Here is a 16951-nt window from a genome sequence, read left to right on the forward strand (position 1 = left end):
GTGCTGGTGAATCCCTCACCAGTGGAGGCCCCATCCCATGCACAAAGCCGTGCGTTCCCTCGTGGTTTCCTTGACCGTGGCCGCTTCCGTGGCCACCTCGGCCGGTGTCGCAACAGCTGCGACGTGGTCGTCTTCGGACCAATGGGCGACCTGGTCCAACGGCGGGTACACGATCCGCAACGACGTCTGGGGCGGTGGGGCGGGCCCGCAGACCATCTGGGCGAATTCGTATTCGAACTGGGGAGTCTGGTCGAACCAGCCGAACACCGGCGGCGTGAAGTCGTACCCGCATTCGGCGAAGAACGTCGGCAAGAAGCTCAGCGCGCTCGGGAAGGTTTCCAGCAGCTTCTCGGTCAACCGGCCGGGCAGCGGCGCTTACGAGACCGCGTACGACATCTGGGCGGACAACAACGCCTACGAGACCATGCTGTGGATGAACAAGCAGGGCGCGGTGGGCCCGCTCGGCAGCAAACAGGCCACCGTGTCCGTCGGCGGCCACACCTGGGACGTCTACAAGGGATCGAACGGGTCGAACGCGGTGTTCTCGTTCGTGCGCACGTCGAACACGAACGCGGGCACGGTCGACGTCCTGGCGGTGCTGAACTGGATCCGGGCCCGCGGCTGGTTCGGCGACGTGACGCTCGGCGAAGTCCAGTTCGGCTTCGAGATCACCTCGTCCGCCGGTGGACTGGACTTCGCCGCGAACAGCTACTCCGTCACCACGTCCTGAGCTACTGGTTGCAGCGCTTGCCGGTGTTGATGCAGTTGACCACCTGGTTCATCAGGCGCTGGCCCATGACGTTGGCGAAGTCGTCGTGGTCCGAACGCGGGTTGTGGCTCTCCTGCGGGAAGGCGTCCACTTTGTACTGGCCCTTCACCTGGATGTCGTGCGGGATGTCGTAGACCAGCTTGATGACCAGCTGCGGCACGTTCTTGAAGCCCTGCGGGCACTTGCCCTGCTGGTCGGCGAACACGATGTGCGTGCGGTGGTTGGCGCTGTCGATGTTCTTGCCGTCCCAGCAGTTCGGGAACGCGTGGATCCGCTCGACCCGGCTGTTCTGCGGGCAGATCGGGTAGTGGTCGGTCAGCCGGTCTTCGAACCCGGTGCACGTCCAGCTGGGCCGGGCGTTGGCCGGGCCGTTGGTGCTCTGCTTGGCGTCGCCGTAGAGGACGCGGAGGAACTGCGGCATCGCGACGACCCGCTTCGCGCCACCGCTGGTGAACGTGATCGTCGCCGAGCGGACGCGCTGGATGTCGCCGTCGTTGCCCGCCAGTTCGTTCTGGTCGTTGACGCCCGGCAGTTCGGTCGCCTGGCCGCCACCGCTGTTCTGGCCGCCGTTGTCGAGCCCGCCTTGGCCGTTCTGCTTGAGCGCGCACGCCGCGAGCCCGCCGAGGTCGGTCGGCTTCGCGGCGCGGCGGCCGATCGCGATGGCGATCCGGTCGATGGTCGCCGCCCGCTTGTCCTTGAGCGGGCCGACGACGGCGTTCTGGACGTCCTGCGGCGTCTTGAGGTCGCCGTTCGCGATCCGCTGGTTGGCCTCGTCGATCTGCTTGTCGAGCAGGTCGAGGTTGCGGTTCACCTCGTCCATGGCCTGGTCGGGGACGTCGGGGAGCTTGCTGGCGACGTCCGGGCAGTCGACCTGGGTGCTCGCCTTGTCCTTGGCGCTGCCGGCGCGGTCGGGCTGGGTGGCGGGCGGGTTCGCCGCTTCCTCCTCGCCGGTGTCGATCCGGACGACGGGCCAGAAGTACGCGGACTTGTCGCCGTTGCGGCAGGTCGTGCCGGCCTTCACCAGGCTCTTGTTGTTCGAGTCGGCGTTGGTCGAGAGGTTGCCGACGTAGTCGTGGAGGTGCTGCGCGCCGTTGCGGATCCCGGGCTGCGCGATGAAGTTGTCGGGGTTGAAGTGCTGGTTTTCGTTGCGGCCGCAGTCCACGGTGAACGTGCCGCGCGCGCCTTGCCGCTGCAGCGCCTTGTTCACGTTAACACCACTGGGAACCTTGGCGATGCCGAGGAAGAACGACGGGTCTGCCTCGTCGGCGCTGGCCTCGCCGGTGCGCCCGGCGGTGGTCGCGACGACGATGCCGCCGACAGCGAGCGCGAGGGCGAGGCCGCCGGTCGCGATCTTCGTGCGGCGGGTGATGCGATGCCTGCCCGTGGCGGGAGTGCGGGTGGTTTTCCGGGCCATGGTCACCTCGTTCGGTTTTCCGGGCACGCCGGAGAGGGCTGCGTACCCGGTGGGAGACGCGCGGAACCCGGGGGAGTGCCACCGCGTCCGGGGCACTTGGTTCCGGCACTGGCAGAAACGGCTCCCGCCGAGGGGTGGTTCAAGCGGCGAAGGGCGCGTTATCGTTTCGTTATTTATGGAAGGCGAACAAAGTTCACGTCCGGTGGTGTGATCGCTAACATCGCCCCATGTCCCTGGACGACGGCCCCTTGCCCGCCCGCCGGGGCACGCTCGGCGTGATCGCGACCGGCTCCACCGCCTCCGGCGCGACCTTGAACGGCCTTCGTTCGGCCGCCCGGGAGCAGGGGTACGCGCTGACCGTCTTCAGCGTCCCGGGCCGCGACGGCGCGGCGGTCCCGGCCGCGGTGGCCGGCCTGCTGCTGCAGGGCGTGGCGGGCATCGTCGTGCTCGACGCCCGGTTCGTCCCGGACCCGGCCCCGATCCCCCTCGTCCCGGCGGCGTCGACCGACCAGTACGCGGGCGCCCGCCGGGCCACGGAGCACCTCCTGGACCTCGGCCACCTGACGGTCTGGCACCTGGGCGGCCCGGAAGACGGCCCGGCCGCCCGCGCCCGCGAGCGAGGCTGGCGAGAAACGTTGGAACGCCACGGCGCGGAAGTCCCGCCGGTGGTCCGCGGCGACTGGTCCGCGAAGTCCGGCTACCGAGCGGGCCAGTCCCTGGCGGCGGAACCCGGTGTGCGAGCGGTGTTCTCGGCCAACGACCACATGGCACTGGGCCTGCTGGCGGCGTTCAGCGAGGCAGGAATGCGGGTTCCCCGCGACGCCCACGTGGTCGGCTTCGACGACGTCCCGGAGGCAGCGTTCTTCGCTCCGCCGTTGACGACGGTCCGCCAGGACTTCGTGGCGGCGGGCCGCCAGACACTCGCGGCCCTGGCGGCCCGCATCGACGGGGTGGCGGGACCGGCGCGGGGCACGGTGGAGGGGGAGCTGGTGGTGCGGGAGAGCAGCCGCTGCCTGAAAACCGTCTAGAGCGTGTCCGGCGGATCTTTCTCATGATCGTGTGCAGACGAGGCGTGGACGGACGCGGTGAGCTGACGGACAAGGCCGGGGCGAGGATCGCGCCGTCGCTGCCGGCGCGGACGGGGACGCGGGACCCGATCCTCGAGCAGGCGATCGTCAAAGACGATTACCTCGGGACGCTGGAGGACAACGTCGCGTTCGTGGTCAGCGTCGATCCACGGCCGTCCGGGCACCCGCGCAGGACTGACGGCCAAGCTCCACCTGGCCGTCGACGCCGAGGGCCGCCGCTGCTGGACGAGATCCAGGATCTCGACGTGAACGGGCAACGGGTGCGGGTCGGACGGGTGCTGGCCGACAAGGCCTACACCCAAGTGCGGGTGGCCGACCACCGGCTTTCGACGCCGGCCCGATGAAGATCCCCAGGACGCGTCCTCAAAGGGTGAGCCGGTCGCCCAGCTCGCGGATGTGGTCCGCGTTCCCGCAGTCCAGGTCCAGCTGGCGGCGCCGTTCCGCGACGAACACCCGGCCCAGACCGGTGCGGTCCGAAGTGGACATCGTGCGGCGCAAGTCGTTCAGCAGGCCGCGTTCCTCGCTCCGCACGTGCGCGTCCACGATGTTCTCCAAGTGCGGCAACGCCTTCTCGAAGTCCTCGCTCTCCAGCACCGCGAGAAGGTCGTCGGCGAACGGCGAACCCGGGGAGTCCGGCCGGACGATCCGCTCGGTCGCCGTCGCGTGGGCGACCAGCAGAGCCGCCAGCTCCGCCACCGAAGCCGCGCGGTCCGCTTCCGTGTTGCGCAGGTCGCGCAGCAGCTGCTCGAACCGGCGGTGGTCGGCCAGCAGGACCTCGACCAGGTCCGAGCCGGGCGGGGCCGCGGCCGGGCCGGGGCGCATCCAGCCGAACGTCAGCTCCACCGCCTGGCGCCAGTGGCCGTACTCGGAGGTCCGGCGGGCCGGGTCCATCGCCGGGAGCCACTGGCCGGCGCGGTGCCAGTTGCGGCGCAGGCCCTCCAGGTCCGGCCAGTAGCCGACCGACAGCCCGGCCGCGTAGGCCGCGCCCAGCGACACCGTCTCCGCCACCATCGGGCGGACCACCGGGACGTCGAGGACGTCGGCGATGAACTGCATCAGCAGGTTGTCCGCGGTCATCCCGCCGTCGACCTTCAGGGAGGACAGCGCCAGCCCGGAGTCCGCGTTCATCGCATCGACGACCTCGCGGGTCTGCCAGCCGGTCGCCTCCAGCACTGCCCGCGCGAGGTGGCCCTTCGTGATGTACGACGTCAGGCCGGCGATCACCCCGCGGGCCTCGCTGTGCCAGTGCGGCGCGAACAGCCCGGAGAACGCGGGCACGATGTAGCAGCCGCCGTTGTCCTCGACCGTCCTGGCCAGCGTCTCGATCTCCGGGGCGCTCCCGATCAGCTCCAGCCCGTCGCGGAACCACTGCACCAGCGACCCGGTGACGGCGATCGAGCCTTCCAGCGCGTACACCGCGGGCTCGTCGCCGATCTTGAAGCCGACCGTGGTGAGCATGCCGTGGGTCGACAGCACCGGGGTCGGGCCGGTGTTGAGCAGCAGGAAGCTGCCGGTGCCGTAGGTGCACTTCGCCTCGCCGGGCGCGAAGCACGTCTGGCCGAACAGCGCGGCCTGCTGGTCGCCCAGCGCCGCGGCGATGCGGATCCCGGGCACCACCCGCGACGTCGTGCCGTAGACCTCCGTCGAGGACCGGATCTCCGGCAGCATCGCGCGCGGGACGTCGAAGAAGTCCAGGAGCTCGTCGTCCCAGCTGAGGGTGCGCAGGTTCATCAACATGGTGCGCGAGGCGTTGGTGACGTCGGTGACGTGCACGCCGCCCTCGGCGCCGCCGGTCAGGTTCCAGATGAGCCAGCTCTCGATGGTGCCGAAGAGGACGTCGCCGCGCTCGGCGCGTTCGCGCAGGCCGGGGGTGCGGTCGAGCAGCCAGCGGATGCGCGGTGCGGAGAAGTACGTCGCCAACGGCAGGCCGCACAGCTGCCGCACGCGGTCGGCGCCGGGCTCGCGGGCGAGCTGTTCGAGCATGGCGTCGGTGCGGGTGTCCTGCCAGACGATCGCGCGCCCGACCGGGTTGCCGGTCCGCCGGTCCCACAGCACGGTGGTCTCGCGCTGGTTGGCGATCCCGAGCCCGACCACCTGCTCGGCGCCCGCCCCGGCGTCGGCCAGCGCCTGCGGGACGATCCGCGACACGTTCCGCCAGATCTCGACGGCGTCGTGCTCGACCCACCCGGGCCGCGGGAAGTGCTGCTGGTGCTCGCGCTGCACGACCGACACGAGCCGGCCGCGGGCGTCGAACAGGATGCACCGGGTGGAGGTGGTGCCCTGGTCGATGGACATCACGTACCGCTGGACCACGTGCTCACCTCCGTACCGGCCGGGCCGGGTGGCCGGGCCCGGCCAAGTCCCGCTGAGGCCGGGTCCATGCCGGGCACCTCCTTCACCATCGCGACGCACCCAGGTCGCGCGACACCGCACGCGCCGCGTCGCGGACGTGGCCCAGCAACCTCGGGCTCGGGCTGCCGTCCGGCTCGCAGATCCGCTCCACCGCGCCGGACACGCCGATCGCGCCGACCACGATGCCGCCGTGGCCGCGGATCGGGGCCGCGATCCCCGCCTCGCCGGAGATCATCTCGCCGTTCTCCGCCGCCCAGCCCGCTTCCCGTACCTTCGCACACGCCCGCTTGATCGCCGTCTGGGTGACCAGCGTCCGGCGCGTGTAGGACTCCGGGTCCGCCTTCAACGTCGTGTCGTAGGCCAGCAGGACCTTGCCGAGCGCGGTCGCGTGCAGCGGCAGCAGCGTGCCGACGTCGAGGCTCTGCAGGCTGTCGTCGGGGCGGAACACGTGGTGCACCACCAGCACCCGGCCCTCCAGCGGCGCGCCGATCCGGACGGCCTCGCCGCTGCGCGAGGCCAGCGCGTCCGCCCAGTTGATCGCGCGGGAGCGCAGCTCGTTGACGTCGAGGTAGCTCGTGCCCAGGTGCAGCAGCGCCGCGCCGAGCTGGTACTTGCCCGTGTCGCGGTCCTGCTCGACGAACCCGACGCCCTGCAGCGTGCGCAGGATCCCGTGCGCCGTGCCTTTGGCCAGCTCGAGCGACTCGGCGATCTCGCCGACGCCCAGACGCCCCGAACCGCGCGCCAGCAACCGCAGGATCGCGGCGGCGCGCTCGATGGACTGGATCGGACCGGGCACGCCGCCAACCTAACCCGACCGGCCCTGATTCGACAATGTCGAACATCCACATCGGCCGTTCGACAATGCCGACCGCCGTCCGTTGACCGGCTGTGACCGGCGAGCTTGGCTGGAACCCACCAGGGGGAACAACGGTCCTTTGTGGAGGAAAGCAATGGTGCGAAACCTCAAGGCCCGCGGGCTCGGCGGCGAGATGGCCGCCGAGTTCGTGGGAACGATGATCCTCATCCTGTTCGGGTGCGGGGTGGTGGCGCAGGTCGCCGCCGCGGGCATCGGGGACCACGACAGCATCGCCTGGGCCTGGGGGCTCGGCGTCACGCTCGGTGTCTACGTCGCTTCGCGGATCAGCGGCGCGCACCTGAACCCGGCCGTGACCATCGCGCTCGCGGTGTTCAAGGGCTTCGAGTGGCGCAAGGTCGCCCCGTACGCCGTGGCGCAGACCGCCGGCGCGTTCCTGGCCGCCCTGCTGGTGCGCTGGAACTACACCGAGGTGCTCAACGCCAAGGACCCCGGCCTCACGATCAAGACCCAGGGCGTCTTCTCCACCCTGCCGGGCAACGGCACGCTCCCGGTGGGCGACTGGGGCGCCTTCCGCGACCAGATCATCGGCACCGCGATCCTCCTGATCGTCCTCTTCGCCATCACCGACCTGCGCAACACCTCGCCGGGCGCGAACCTGGCCCCGGTCGTCGTCGGCTTCCTGGTCGTCGCGATCGGCATGGCCTGGGGCACCAACGCCGGCTACGCGATCAACCCCGCCCGCGACTTCGGCCCGCGCCTGGCGTCCTGGCTGACCGGCTACGACACAGCGTGGTCCGACCAGTACGGCTTCCCCTACTGGTGGATCCCGATCGTGGGCCCGATCATCGGCGCCCTCGTCGGCGGCGCGATCTACAAGTACCTGATCGAGCGCTTCCTGCCCGCCGGGGACCCGCTGGACGCCATGCCCGCCAAGGACCTCGAGCCCGCCAACTGAGTGAGGAGTACCCGCATGCCTGACTACGTCGGCGCCGTTGACCAGGGCACCACGAGCACCCGCTTCATGATCTTCAACCACGGCGGCAACGAAATCGCCCGCCACCAGCTCGAACACGAGCAGATCCTGCCCAAGCCGGGCTGGGTCGAGCACGACGCCACCGAGATCTGGGAACGCACCCGCTCGGTCATCGCGACCGCGCTCAACAAGGCCAACCTGACGGCGGGGGACCTGGCCGCGCTCGGCATCACCAACCAGCGCGAGACCACGGTCGTGTGGAACCGCCGCACCGGCCGCCCGTACCACAACGCGATCGTCTGGCAGGACACGCGCACCGACCGGATCGCCTCCGCACTGGAGCGCGAAGGCAAGGGCGAGGTCATCCGCCGCAAGGCCGGCCTCCCGCCCGCCACGTACTTCTCCGGCGGCAAGCTGCAGTGGATCCTCGAAAACGTCGACGGCGTGCGCGAGGACGCGGAGAAGGGCGACGCCCTCTTCGGCACCACCGACTCGTGGCTCATCTGGAACCTGACCGGCGGCCCGGACGGCGGCGTGCACGTCACCGACCCGACCAACGCCTCGCGCACCATGCTGATGGACCTGGAGACCCTCGACTGGGACGACGAGCTCCTGTCGTTCTTCACCGTCCCGCGCGCGATGCTGCCGGCGATCCGGCCGTCGTCGAACCCGGGCTTCTTCGGGGTCACCCGGGCGGACGGCCCGCTCGGCGGCGAGGTCGCCATCACCGGCGTCCTCGGCGACCAGCAGGCGGCCACCGTCGGCCAGGTCTGCTTCCGGCCCGGCGAGGCCAAGAACACCTACGGCACCGGCAACTTCCTGCTGCTCAACACCGGCCAGGAGCTGGTGCGCTCGAAGCACGGCCTGCTGACGACGCTGTGCTACCAGTTCGGCGACGAGAAGCCGGTCTACGCGCTCGAAGGCTCGATCGCCGTCACGGGGTCCGCGGTGCAGTGGCTGCGCGACCAGCTGGGCATCATCAGCGGTGCGTCGCAGAGCGAGAGCCTGGCCCGCCAGGTCGAGGACAACGGCGGCGTCTACTTCGTCCCGGCGTTCTCCGGGCTGTTCGCGCCGTACTGGCGGTCCGACGCGCGCGGCGCGATCGTCGGCCTGACCCGGGCCACGACCAACGCCCACCTGGCGCGGGCCACCTTGGAAGCGATCTGCTACCAGACCCGCGACGTCGTCGAGGCCATGCAGAACGACTCCGGCGTCACCCTCGACGTGCTGCGGGTCGACGGCGGTGTCACCGCCAACGAACTGTGCATGCAGCTGCAGGCGGACATCCTCGGCGTGCCGGTGTCGAAGCCGGTCGTCGCCGAGACCACCGCGCTCGGTGCCGCGTACGCGGCCGGGCTGGCCGTCGGCTTCTGGCGGTCGACCGACGAGCTGGAACAGAACTGGAACGAAGACAAGCGCTGGACGCCGTCGTGGAACGACGAGCAGCGCGCCGAGGGCTACGCGGGCTGGCAGAAAGCCGTCGGCCGCACGCTCGACTGGGTCGATGTGGAGTGAGGATCCGATGAAGAGGAGTTCGGTGGAAGCCGTGCCGCTGTCCCCGCTGTACCGGGCGGAGACGCTGAAGAAGCTGGCGCGCGAAGAGGTCGACGTGCTGGTCGTCGGCGGGGGAGTGACCGGGGCCGGCGTCGCGCTCGACGCCGCGTCGCGGGGCCTGTCGACCGCGCTGGTCGAGGCGCGTGACTTCGCCGCCGGCACGTCCAGCCGGTCGTCGAAGCTGATCCACGGTGGCCTGCGCTACCTGGAGCAGCTCGACTTCAAGCTGGTGCGCGAGGCCCTCAAGGAACGCGGGCTGCTGCTGCAGAAGCTCGCGCCGCACCTGGTGCGGCCGGTGAAGTTCCTGGTGCCGCTGCAGCACCGGGTGTGGGAGCGCGGGTACATCGGCGCCGGCGTCACGCTGTACGACACGCTCGGCGGCGCCCGCGCCCTCCCGCGGCACCGGCACCTGTCCAAGCGCGGCGCGTTCAAGGCGGCGCCGGCACTGGCCGACGACGCGCTGATCGGCGCCATCCAGTACTACGACGCCCAGGTCGACGACGCCCGCCACACGATGACGATCGCGCGGACGGCCGCCGAGCAGGGCGCTTCGGTGCTGACGCGGGCTCGCGTGACTTCGCTGCTTCGCGAGGGTCCTCGCGTGGTCGGTGCGAAGGTGGTCGACCGCGAAAGCGGCGTCGAGTTCGAGGTCCGGGCTCGCACGGTCGTCGCCGCGACGGGCGTGTGGAGCGACGACATGGCCGAGGCGGCCGGGATCCCCGCGCCGTTCACCGTCCGCGCCTCGAAGGGCATCCACCTGGTGGTGCCGCGGGAGAAGATCGACCTCGACACCGGGCTGATCCTGCGCACCGAGAAGAGCGTCCTCTTCGTGATCCCGTGGGGCCGCCACTGGATCGTCGGCACCACCGACACCGAGTGGGACCTCGACCGCGAGCACCCGGCGGCGAGCCGCGCGGACGTCGACTACGTGCTGGAGCACCTCAACAAGGTGCTCCGGACCCCGGTGACGCACGACGACATCGAGGGCGTCTACGCGGGCCTGCGACCGCTGCTCGCGGCGAAGGCGGCCGCGACGACGAAGCTGTCGCGGGAACACGCGGTGGCGCACCCGGTGCCGGGCCTGGTGATCGTGGCCGGCGGCAAGTACACGACGTACCGGGTGATGGCCGCGGACACGGTCGACGTGGTGGTCGAGGACGTCGGCCGCCCGGCCCCGCCTTCGTGGACCGACCGCCTCCCGATCGTCGGCGCGGCCGGCTACCACGAGCTGTGGGACGACCGCTTCGGCGTCGCTTCGCGGGCGGGCCTCACGGTGCCGCAGGTCGAGCACCTCCTGCAGCGCTACGGCACGCGGATCTGGAACCTCCTGGACCTGATCCGCGACGAGCCCGAGCTGGGCTCGCCGATCCCGGGCGCTTCGGAGTACCTGCGTGCCGAAGCGGTGTACGCGGCTTCGCACGAAGGCGCGCTGCACCTGGAGGACGTCCTGACCCGCCGGACGCGCATCTCGATCGAGGAGCGCGACCGCGGTGTCACGGCGGCCCCCGAGGTCGCGGCGCTGATGGCCCCGGTGCTGGGCTGGGACGCGCACCGCACCGAGCGCGAGGTGGCCAACTACCTCGCGCGGGTGGCGGCCGAGCGCTCGGCCCAGGAGGCCCCGGACGACGAGGCGGCGAACGCCACCCGCCTCGCGGCGCCGGCGCTCTTGCCGGGCTGACTCAACCGATCGCCGCCGCCGCGCGTGGACACCCCGGAACCCACCTGACAGGGGAGGAGCAGGGGATGTTCAGAGGTGCTCTCGCGACGGCGGTGGCGATGACTGTGCTCGCCGCGGTCCCGGCGAGTGCGGACGAGGTGACCGGGCCGGTCGACCTCGGCACGCTGCCCGGCGGGCTGACCAGCTCGGGACTGCTGGTGACGAACCACGGCACGGTGTTCGGCGAGGCGTACGACAAGGCGTTCGACGTGCACGGGGCCCGCTGGGACCCGGCCGGCCGGATCAGCGAGCTGCGGCCGCTGGACGGCTACCGCACGGTGAAAGCCACCGCGCTCAACGAGGCCGGCGTCGCGGTCGGGGATTCGACCAACCACTTCACAACCGGGCGGGCCACCCGCTGGGACGCCTCCGGCATGCCGGTCGAGCTGGAACAGCCGACCGGTTTCCCGGGTTACCCGTGGTCCACGCCGGTCGCGATCAACGAGAGCGGCGTGGTCGCCGGGACCGCCTACGGCGCGCCCGGCCCGGACGCCGCGGTGCGGTGGGACAGCCTGGGCAAGGTCACCGTCCTCGGCCTCGGCCGGGCCAGGGCGGTCAACGACGCGGGCGCGGTGATCAGCGAGTCCACGTACTGGGACCCCGCGGGCAACGTCGTCGCGCTGACCGACGGTGTTTCACTGCACGACCTCGACAACGCCGGCACCGTGGTCGGCAGCATCGGCGTCCACGCGGCGAAGTGGGACTCGACGGGCCGTCCCACGGTGCTCGACACCACCTGGGAGGCCAGCGAGGCGCTGGCCATCGCCGCCGACGGGTCGATCGTCGGCGAGGTGCGCGACAAGGACTCCACCACGCGGATCGCGCGCTGGGACGCGGCGGGCACGCTCACCGTGCTCCCGGACGGCGGGGAAAGCCGGTTCACCGCCGTGAGCCCGTCGGGCGCGGTGCTCGGGCAGCTCGACGCGGGGACGCCGGTGGTGTGGGACCGGGCCGGCCGGGTGCTGCGGCTGCCGGTGCCCGACGGCGGGATCTGCTTCGCGAAGGGGCTGAACGACTGGGAGGTCACGGGGTCGTGTTCGCTGCCGGGCCAGAACTCCCACGCGGTGCTGTGGCGCTTCGGGGAGCCGGTCGGCAACCAAGCTCGGTGAGCACGTACCGGGCGTTGGCGGAGATGACCGGGTTGGTGTGCCGGTAGTACGGCAGCTGGATCACGGCCATCGACAACGCCCAGCCGCGGCCGCGGGCCCAGGTCGCTTCGTCGGCGCCGAGGGCGTCGCGGAAGGCCGGGCGCGTGGCCGCGGACAGCAAGTTCCACGCGGGGATCAGGTCGCAGGCCGGGTCGCCCAGGCCCGCGGTCGCCCAGTCGAGGACGCCGCTGAGGCGGCCGTCGCGCAGCAGCAGATTACTGGGCATGAGGTCGGAGTGGACCCAGCACGGCGGTCCGGTCCATTGTGGAGCTTCGAGCGCTTCGGACCAGACGGCGAGGGCCGCGTCCGCGTCGAACGGCTCATCGGTGCGGCTCAGCTCGTCGATCGCCCGGCGGGTGGCCCGGTCGACCAGTGCCAGGGGTTTGCCGCGGTAAGCCGGGGGACCGTCCGCTCGCCGCGACCGGAGGGCGCGGACGAACTCCGCCAGGTCGTGGGCCGGTGCGGGCCGCCCTTCGAGGGCGGGCGCACCGTCGAGCCAGCGGTGCACCGCCCACGGCCACGGATAGCCCTCGGCCGGTTCGCCCACCGCGACGACGGCCGGGACCGCCACCGGCAACCCGCCGAGCGCGGCGAGCACCCGGCGCTCCTTCGCGATGTCGGACGCGCCGCCGGCGGTCAGCGGAAGCCGGACCGTGAGGCTGGTGCCGAGCCGGTACACCGCGTTGACCGTGCCACCGGAGGCCAGGCGGATGAGCGGCGACCGGGCCCACCGCGGGAACCGGCCGTCGACGAGCCGCCGGACCAGCGCGGTGTCGATCGCGTGCTCGTCGGCGTGCATCCGGCCCATGTGAGCACGCAACCACGCACGTCAACCGGGTTTCCGTGACACCAGGCACCCCGGATTGCACGGTGATGCATAGCCGTGCATAATCATTCGCATGTCCAAGGTGCTCACTTCCCTGCCCGTCGGCGAGCGTGTCGGTATCGCCTTCTCCGGTGGCCTCGACACTTCCGTAGCGGTCGCGTGGATGCGCGACAAGGGCGCGGTGCCCTGCACCTACACCGCCGACATCGGGCAGTACGACGAGCCCGACATCGACTCGGTGCCCGGGCGCGCGAGCCAGTACGGCGCCGAGATCGCCCGGCTGGTCGACTGCCGGGAAGCACTCGTCGAAGAGGGGCTCGTCGCGCTGACCTGCGGCGCATTCCACATCCGCTCCGGCGGCCGCGGCTACTTCAACACCACGCCGCTCGGCCGCGCGGTCACCGGCACGCTGCTGGTGCGCGCGATGCTCGAGGACGACGTCCAGATCTGGGGCGACGGCTCCACCTACAAGGGCAACGACATCGAGCGGTTCTACCGCTACGGCCTGCTGGCCAACCCCTCCCTGCGGATCTACAAGCCGTGGCTCGACGCCGACTTCGTCACCGAGCTCGGCGGCCGCAAGGAGATGTCGGAGTGGCTGGTCGCGCACGACCTGCCCTACCGCGACAGCACCGAGAAGGCGTACTCGACCGACGCCAACATCTGGGGCGCCACGCACGAGGCGAAGTCGCTGGAGCACCTCGACACCGGCATCGAGATCGTCAAGCCGATCATGGGCGTGGCGTTCTGGGACCCCGCCGTCGAGATCCCGGCCGAGGACGTCACGATCGGCTTCGAGCACGGCCGGCCGATGACGATCAACGGCAAGGAGTTCGCCAGCGCCGTCGACCTGGTGCTGGAGGCCAACGCCATCGGCGGCCGGCACGGCCTCGGCATGTCCGACCAGATCGAGAACCGGATCATCGAGGCCAAGAGCCGCGGCATCTACGAAGCGCCGGGCATGGCGCTGCTGCACGCCGCGTACGAGCGGCTCGTCAACGCCATCCACAACGAGGACACCCTCGCCAGCTACCACAACGAGGGCCGCCGCCTCGGCCGCCTGATGTACGAAGGCCGCTGGCTGGACCCGCAGGCGATGATGCTGCGCGAGTCGCTGCAGCGCTGGGTCGGCACCGCGATCACCGGCGAGGTGACGCTGCGGCTGCGCCGCGGCGAGGACTACTCGATCCTCGACACGACCGGCCCGGCGTTCAGCTACCACCCGGACAAGCTGTCGATGGAGCGCACCGAGGACTCGGCGTTCGGCCCGGTGGACCGGATCGGCCAGCTGACCATGCGCAACCTCGACATCGCCGACTCGCGGGCGAAGCTGGAGCAGTACGCGAGCCTCGGCATGGTCGGCGGCTCGAACCCGAAGCTGATCGGCGCCGCGCAGGCCGCGTCGACCGGCCTCATCGGCGCGATGCCGGAGGGCGGCGCCCAGGTGATCGCCTCGCGCGGCAAGACCGACGACGTGGAGCTGCTCGACAGCGCCGCGATGGAGTTCGGCACCGACTGATTCCCGCGTTCCCGAAGGCCACCACGGTCACCGTGGTGGCCTTCGGTGCGTTCAGGGGACGAGCACGACCTTGCCGGTGACGGTGCCGGATTCGGCCAGTGCCAGCGCCTTCCCGGCGTCGGCCAGCGGGATCCGCGCGGCCACCTGCGCCTTGAGCTGTCCCTTCGCGGCCAGGGCGAAGACGGCGGTGAGGTCTTCGGCGAGCCGCGCGCGGAACCGGGCGAGGTTCCGCTTGCCGCCCCAGACGTTGTAGAAGTGCGCGCGGCGCCGGTTCGGGGCGACGTTCCACCACACCAGCCGGGCGACCAGCTTCAGCACCGCGGGCTTCGGGTTGCCGCCGGTGTCCTTCGTGGACGCGCTGCCGTAGGCGATCAGCGCGCCGCCGGGCGCGAGCAGGCGGAACGAGTCGACGATGCCGGGCCCGCCGACGTGGTCGAAGACGGCGTCGACCCCGCCTGGTGCCAGCTCGCGCACCCGGGCCGGGACGTCCCCGCGGTAGTCGAGCGCGGTGGCGCCGAGCGCGGTCACGACGTCGAGGTTGCGGGCCGAAGCGGTGCCGATGACCGTGATCCCGGCCGCGCGGGCCAGCTGCACGAGCGTGGTGCCGACGCCGCCGCTCGCGCCGTGGACCAGGATCGTGCCGCCCGGCTTCACCTTCGCGTGCCGGTGCAGCATCTGCCACGCCGTGATGCCGTTGACCACGAACGTCTCCGCGTCGGCGGCGTCCAGGCCGTCGGGCACCGGCACGAGGTCGGCGGCGGCGACGGCGAGGTGGCTGCTCCAGCCGCCGATCTTGGTCATGGCGGCCACGCGCCGGCCGGCCAGCGCGGGGTCGTCGGCTTCGGCCACTGTGCCGACGACGTCGTAGCCGGGCACGAACGGGAACGGCGGCTGGTCGTAGTACTTGCCGCGCCGCATCTGCTGTTCGGCGAAGGAGATCCCGCTCGCCTCGACGCGGACCAGGGCTTCGCCGGCGGCCAGGGGCGGCAGCTCGCGGTGCTCGACGCGCAGGCCGTCCGGCTCCACGAGGCCGGGGAGGACGATTTCGGTGACGTTCATGGTGCTTCCTTCCGAGTGTGAGTGACTGATCAATCACTCGATGGGCATGAAAGAGGACCGGCTGGTCAGGGGTCAGTTTTTGCCGGGGTGGCGGATGCCGGTGGAGAGGACCGCGGCCCACTCGCCGGTGTGCTCGCCGAGGTCGAGGGTGGCGATCAGGTGGCAGAGCTGGCCGTAGGCGATGAACCGCTGGACCTGCTCGTCCTCGGCGCCGGAGCGGGACCGGGCGAACTCGGTCACTTTGGCCAGCCCGCGCCGCACGGCGTCGGCGATCTCCGGCGTGTCGGCCGCTGACTGGGCGTGCACCTGCAGCATGAGCAGGTTCCGGTCGGCGATCAGCTCGGCGTAGGCGCCCCCCATTGCGTAGAGGAGCTTTTCGGGGTCGCCGTCCTCGGCGCGGGCGGCGCCGTTCGACAGCGCGTGCGTGACGAGTTCGTAGCAGCGGTCCAGCGCGGCGACGAAGAGGGAAACCTTGCCGGGGAACAACTTGAAGACGTACGCGGGGGAGATGTCGGCCCGCTCGGCCACCGCGCTGATCGGCGTCGCGTGGAACCCGCCCCGGGCGAACTCGGCGATGGCGGCGTCGACGACGACGTCCCGCCGGGCGTCGGAGGTGGAGAGGGTCGCACCGCGCTTCGTCATGTGAGTGACTGTACACTCACTCTCGTCCGCGAAGCAAGCCCCCGGTGGTCCGGGGGCTTGTCCGGAGGGCTCAGACGCCCGCGGTGGTGGAGATCCAGTCGCGGTACTTCGTGATGTTGATGTAGGCGGTGTAGGACTGCCGGTCACTGGTCGAAGCGACGCCGACCTGCTTGCCGTTCGCGTACATCGGGCCGCCGGAGTCGCCGCCCGCCGTGATGCCGTCGCCGCGGTTCGCGCAGACCGAGACGCCCGCCGCACCGTCCGGGCAGTCGATCGAGCTGACGCTGACCTTCGCCACCTTCAGCAGCTGCGACTGGCACTCGATCTCCGGCTTGTCGGTGCAGGTCGCGCCCCAGCCGTAGACCTCGGCCTGGTCGCCCACCTTGACGTCGCCCTCGCTGCCCAGCGGCGCGTAGTCCGTCTGCACCTGCTGGTCGATCTGCACCAGCGCGATGTCCGCGTCCGGCGCCTCGTGCACCGAGGTCGCGTTGACCGTGGTGCCCTTCGTCTGGTCCAGGTCGCCGACGTGGAAGCTGATCGGCTGGCCGTCCGCGCCCTGCGTGCAGTGGCGGGCGGTGAGGATCCAGTCCGGCGCGATGATCGTCGCCGAGCAGATCTCCTGGCCGCCGGCGAACATCCGGGCCGCGGAGTGGAGCGAGTCGGCGTTGCTGCCGTCGATGATGGCCGGCTGGGCGGCCATGGCGGGCGCCGCGGCCACGAACGCCGACAGGAAAACACCGGAGACGACTACGCCGGTTCGCGCGATACGCACTTTACGATCAACCTCCAGCCGCGGACCGGGGCCTCGCGGTGACGGGGTGGTCAAGGACACACCTACCGTCACGGCTGTGGGTGAATCTCCGAAACCCGCCGTTAGTCGGTTGATCAAGGACACGACTTTCGTCGTGGGCCGTCCGGCGCAGCCTGCTGCCAAGCGAGTGACAGCGGTGCCCGCGATGTCCCGGATGTCGGCGAATCGCCCACGGGCGCCGCGCCCCCTGGTTAGAGTCCGGCTGCTGGGTGCCGGCCGCCTGGGGGCGGCCTCGGAAACGGGGTGCACGATGGGGCCTGAA

The 16951-nt window shown here is 71.2% G+C and carries 15 protein-coding genes; 8 read left to right on the top strand and 7 right to left on the bottom strand.

What is annotated here, in order from left to right; all coding sequences use genetic code 11:
* The first annotated feature begins 37 nt into the window (after positions 1 to 37).
* Positions 38 to 730 (top strand): glycoside hydrolase family 12 protein, encoded by a 693-nt coding sequence (locus ACLJQM_RS20060; protein ID WP_410632329.1) that lies wholly within the window; start codon positions 38 to 40, stop codon positions 728 to 730.
* A 1-nt stretch (position 731) separates the two neighbouring features.
* Here ACLJQM_RS20060 and ACLJQM_RS20065 read toward each other — a convergent pair whose 3' ends face one another.
* Entirely contained in the window at positions 732 to 2183 is a 1452-nt protein-coding gene (locus ACLJQM_RS20065; protein ID WP_410632330.1) for a DUF1996 domain-containing protein, read from the bottom strand.
* Positions 2184 to 2410: 227 nt separating this feature from the next.
* On the opposite strand from ACLJQM_RS20065, the gene ACLJQM_RS20070 reads away from it, so the two are divergent.
* Together ACLJQM_RS20070 and ACLJQM_RS20075 are read left to right on the top strand one after the other, a co-directional pair.
* Positions 2411 to 3211 carry a substrate-binding domain-containing protein gene (locus ACLJQM_RS20070; protein WP_247023678.1) on the top strand — a complete coding sequence of 267 codons (801 nt, stop codon included), beginning with the start codon at positions 2411 to 2413 and terminating at the stop codon, positions 3209 to 3211.
* Between the two features lie 44 nt (positions 3212 to 3255).
* Positions 3256 to 3615, top strand: coding sequence for a hypothetical protein (locus ACLJQM_RS20075; RefSeq protein WP_410632331.1), 360 nt, complete (start codon positions 3256 to 3258; stop codon positions 3613 to 3615).
* Positions 3616 to 3634: 19 nt separating this feature from the next.
* Here ACLJQM_RS20075 and glpK (ACLJQM_RS20080) read toward each other — a convergent pair whose 3' ends face one another.
* Positions 3635 to 5584, bottom strand: a complete 1950-nt coding sequence (gene glpK, locus ACLJQM_RS20080; protein ID WP_410632332.1) for a glycerol kinase GlpK — start codon at positions 5582 to 5584, stop codon at positions 3635 to 3637.
* Positions 5585 to 5666: 82 nt separating this feature from the next.
* A complete protein-coding gene (locus ACLJQM_RS20085) occupies positions 5667 to 6419 on the bottom strand; it encodes an IclR family transcriptional regulator (protein WP_410632333.1) in 753 nt (250 codons plus the stop codon).
* A 154-nt stretch (positions 6420 to 6573) separates the two neighbouring features.
* Between ACLJQM_RS20085 and ACLJQM_RS20090 the strand changes: the two genes are divergently transcribed.
* From ACLJQM_RS20090 to ACLJQM_RS20105, 4 genes are all read left to right on the top strand, one after another.
* Complete coding sequence (locus ACLJQM_RS20090; protein ID WP_247023674.1) at positions 6574 to 7395, top strand: MIP/aquaporin family protein; 822 nt, start codon at positions 6574 to 6576, stop codon at positions 7393 to 7395.
* Between the two features lie 15 nt (positions 7396 to 7410).
* Complete coding sequence (gene glpK / locus ACLJQM_RS20095; RefSeq protein ID WP_410632334.1) at positions 7411 to 8928, top strand: glycerol kinase GlpK; 1518 nt, start codon at positions 7411 to 7413, stop codon at positions 8926 to 8928.
* 7 nt (positions 8929 to 8935) lie between these two features.
* Positions 8936 to 10645 carry a glycerol-3-phosphate dehydrogenase gene (gene glpD / locus ACLJQM_RS20100; RefSeq protein ID WP_410632335.1) on the top strand — a complete coding sequence of 570 codons (1710 nt, stop codon included), beginning with the start codon at positions 8936 to 8938 and terminating at the stop codon, positions 10643 to 10645.
* A 65-nt stretch (positions 10646 to 10710) separates the two neighbouring features.
* Entirely contained in the window at positions 10711 to 11793 is a 1083-nt protein-coding gene (locus tag ACLJQM_RS20105) for a hypothetical protein (protein ID WP_410632336.1), read from the top strand.
* Here the strand turns inward: ACLJQM_RS20105 and ACLJQM_RS20110 are convergent.
* A complete protein-coding gene (locus ACLJQM_RS20110; RefSeq protein WP_410632337.1) occupies positions 11708 to 12640 on the bottom strand; it encodes an aminoglycoside phosphotransferase family protein in 933 nt (310 codons plus the stop codon). The two genes, ACLJQM_RS20105 and ACLJQM_RS20110, sit on opposite strands and share 86 nt — an antisense overlap.
* A gap of 91 nt (positions 12641 to 12731) precedes the next feature.
* Here ACLJQM_RS20110 and argG point away from each other — a divergent pair, with 91 nt between their 5' ends.
* Complete coding sequence (gene argG, locus ACLJQM_RS20115) at positions 12732 to 14177, top strand: argininosuccinate synthase (protein ID WP_410632338.1); 1446 nt, start codon at positions 12732 to 12734, stop codon at positions 14175 to 14177.
* Between the two features lie 51 nt (positions 14178 to 14228).
* On the opposite strand, the gene ACLJQM_RS20120 is transcribed toward argG, so the two are convergent.
* From ACLJQM_RS20120 to ACLJQM_RS20130, 3 genes are all read right to left on the bottom strand, one after another.
* Positions 14229 to 15236 carry a medium chain dehydrogenase/reductase family protein gene (locus tag ACLJQM_RS20120; protein WP_410632339.1) on the bottom strand — a complete coding sequence of 336 codons (1008 nt, stop codon included), beginning with the start codon at positions 15234 to 15236 and terminating at the stop codon, positions 14229 to 14231.
* Positions 15237 to 15308: 72 nt separating this feature from the next.
* On the bottom strand, positions 15309 to 15878 hold the full coding sequence (locus ACLJQM_RS20125) for a TetR/AcrR family transcriptional regulator (RefSeq protein WP_410632340.1): 570 nt from the start codon (positions 15876 to 15878) through the stop codon (positions 15309 to 15311).
* 70 nt (positions 15879 to 15948) lie between these two features.
* On the bottom strand, positions 15949 to 16650 hold the full coding sequence (locus ACLJQM_RS20130; RefSeq protein WP_360769293.1) for a S1 family peptidase: 702 nt from the start codon (positions 16648 to 16650) through the stop codon (positions 15949 to 15951).
* Positions 16651 to 16951: the final 301 nt, after the last annotated feature.

Origin of the sequence: Amycolatopsis sp. cmx-4-83, from assembly GCF_046548815.1 — a bacterium.
GTDB classification, from domain to species: domain Bacteria; phylum Actinomycetota; class Actinomycetes; order Mycobacteriales; family Pseudonocardiaceae; genus Amycolatopsis; species Amycolatopsis pretoriensis_A.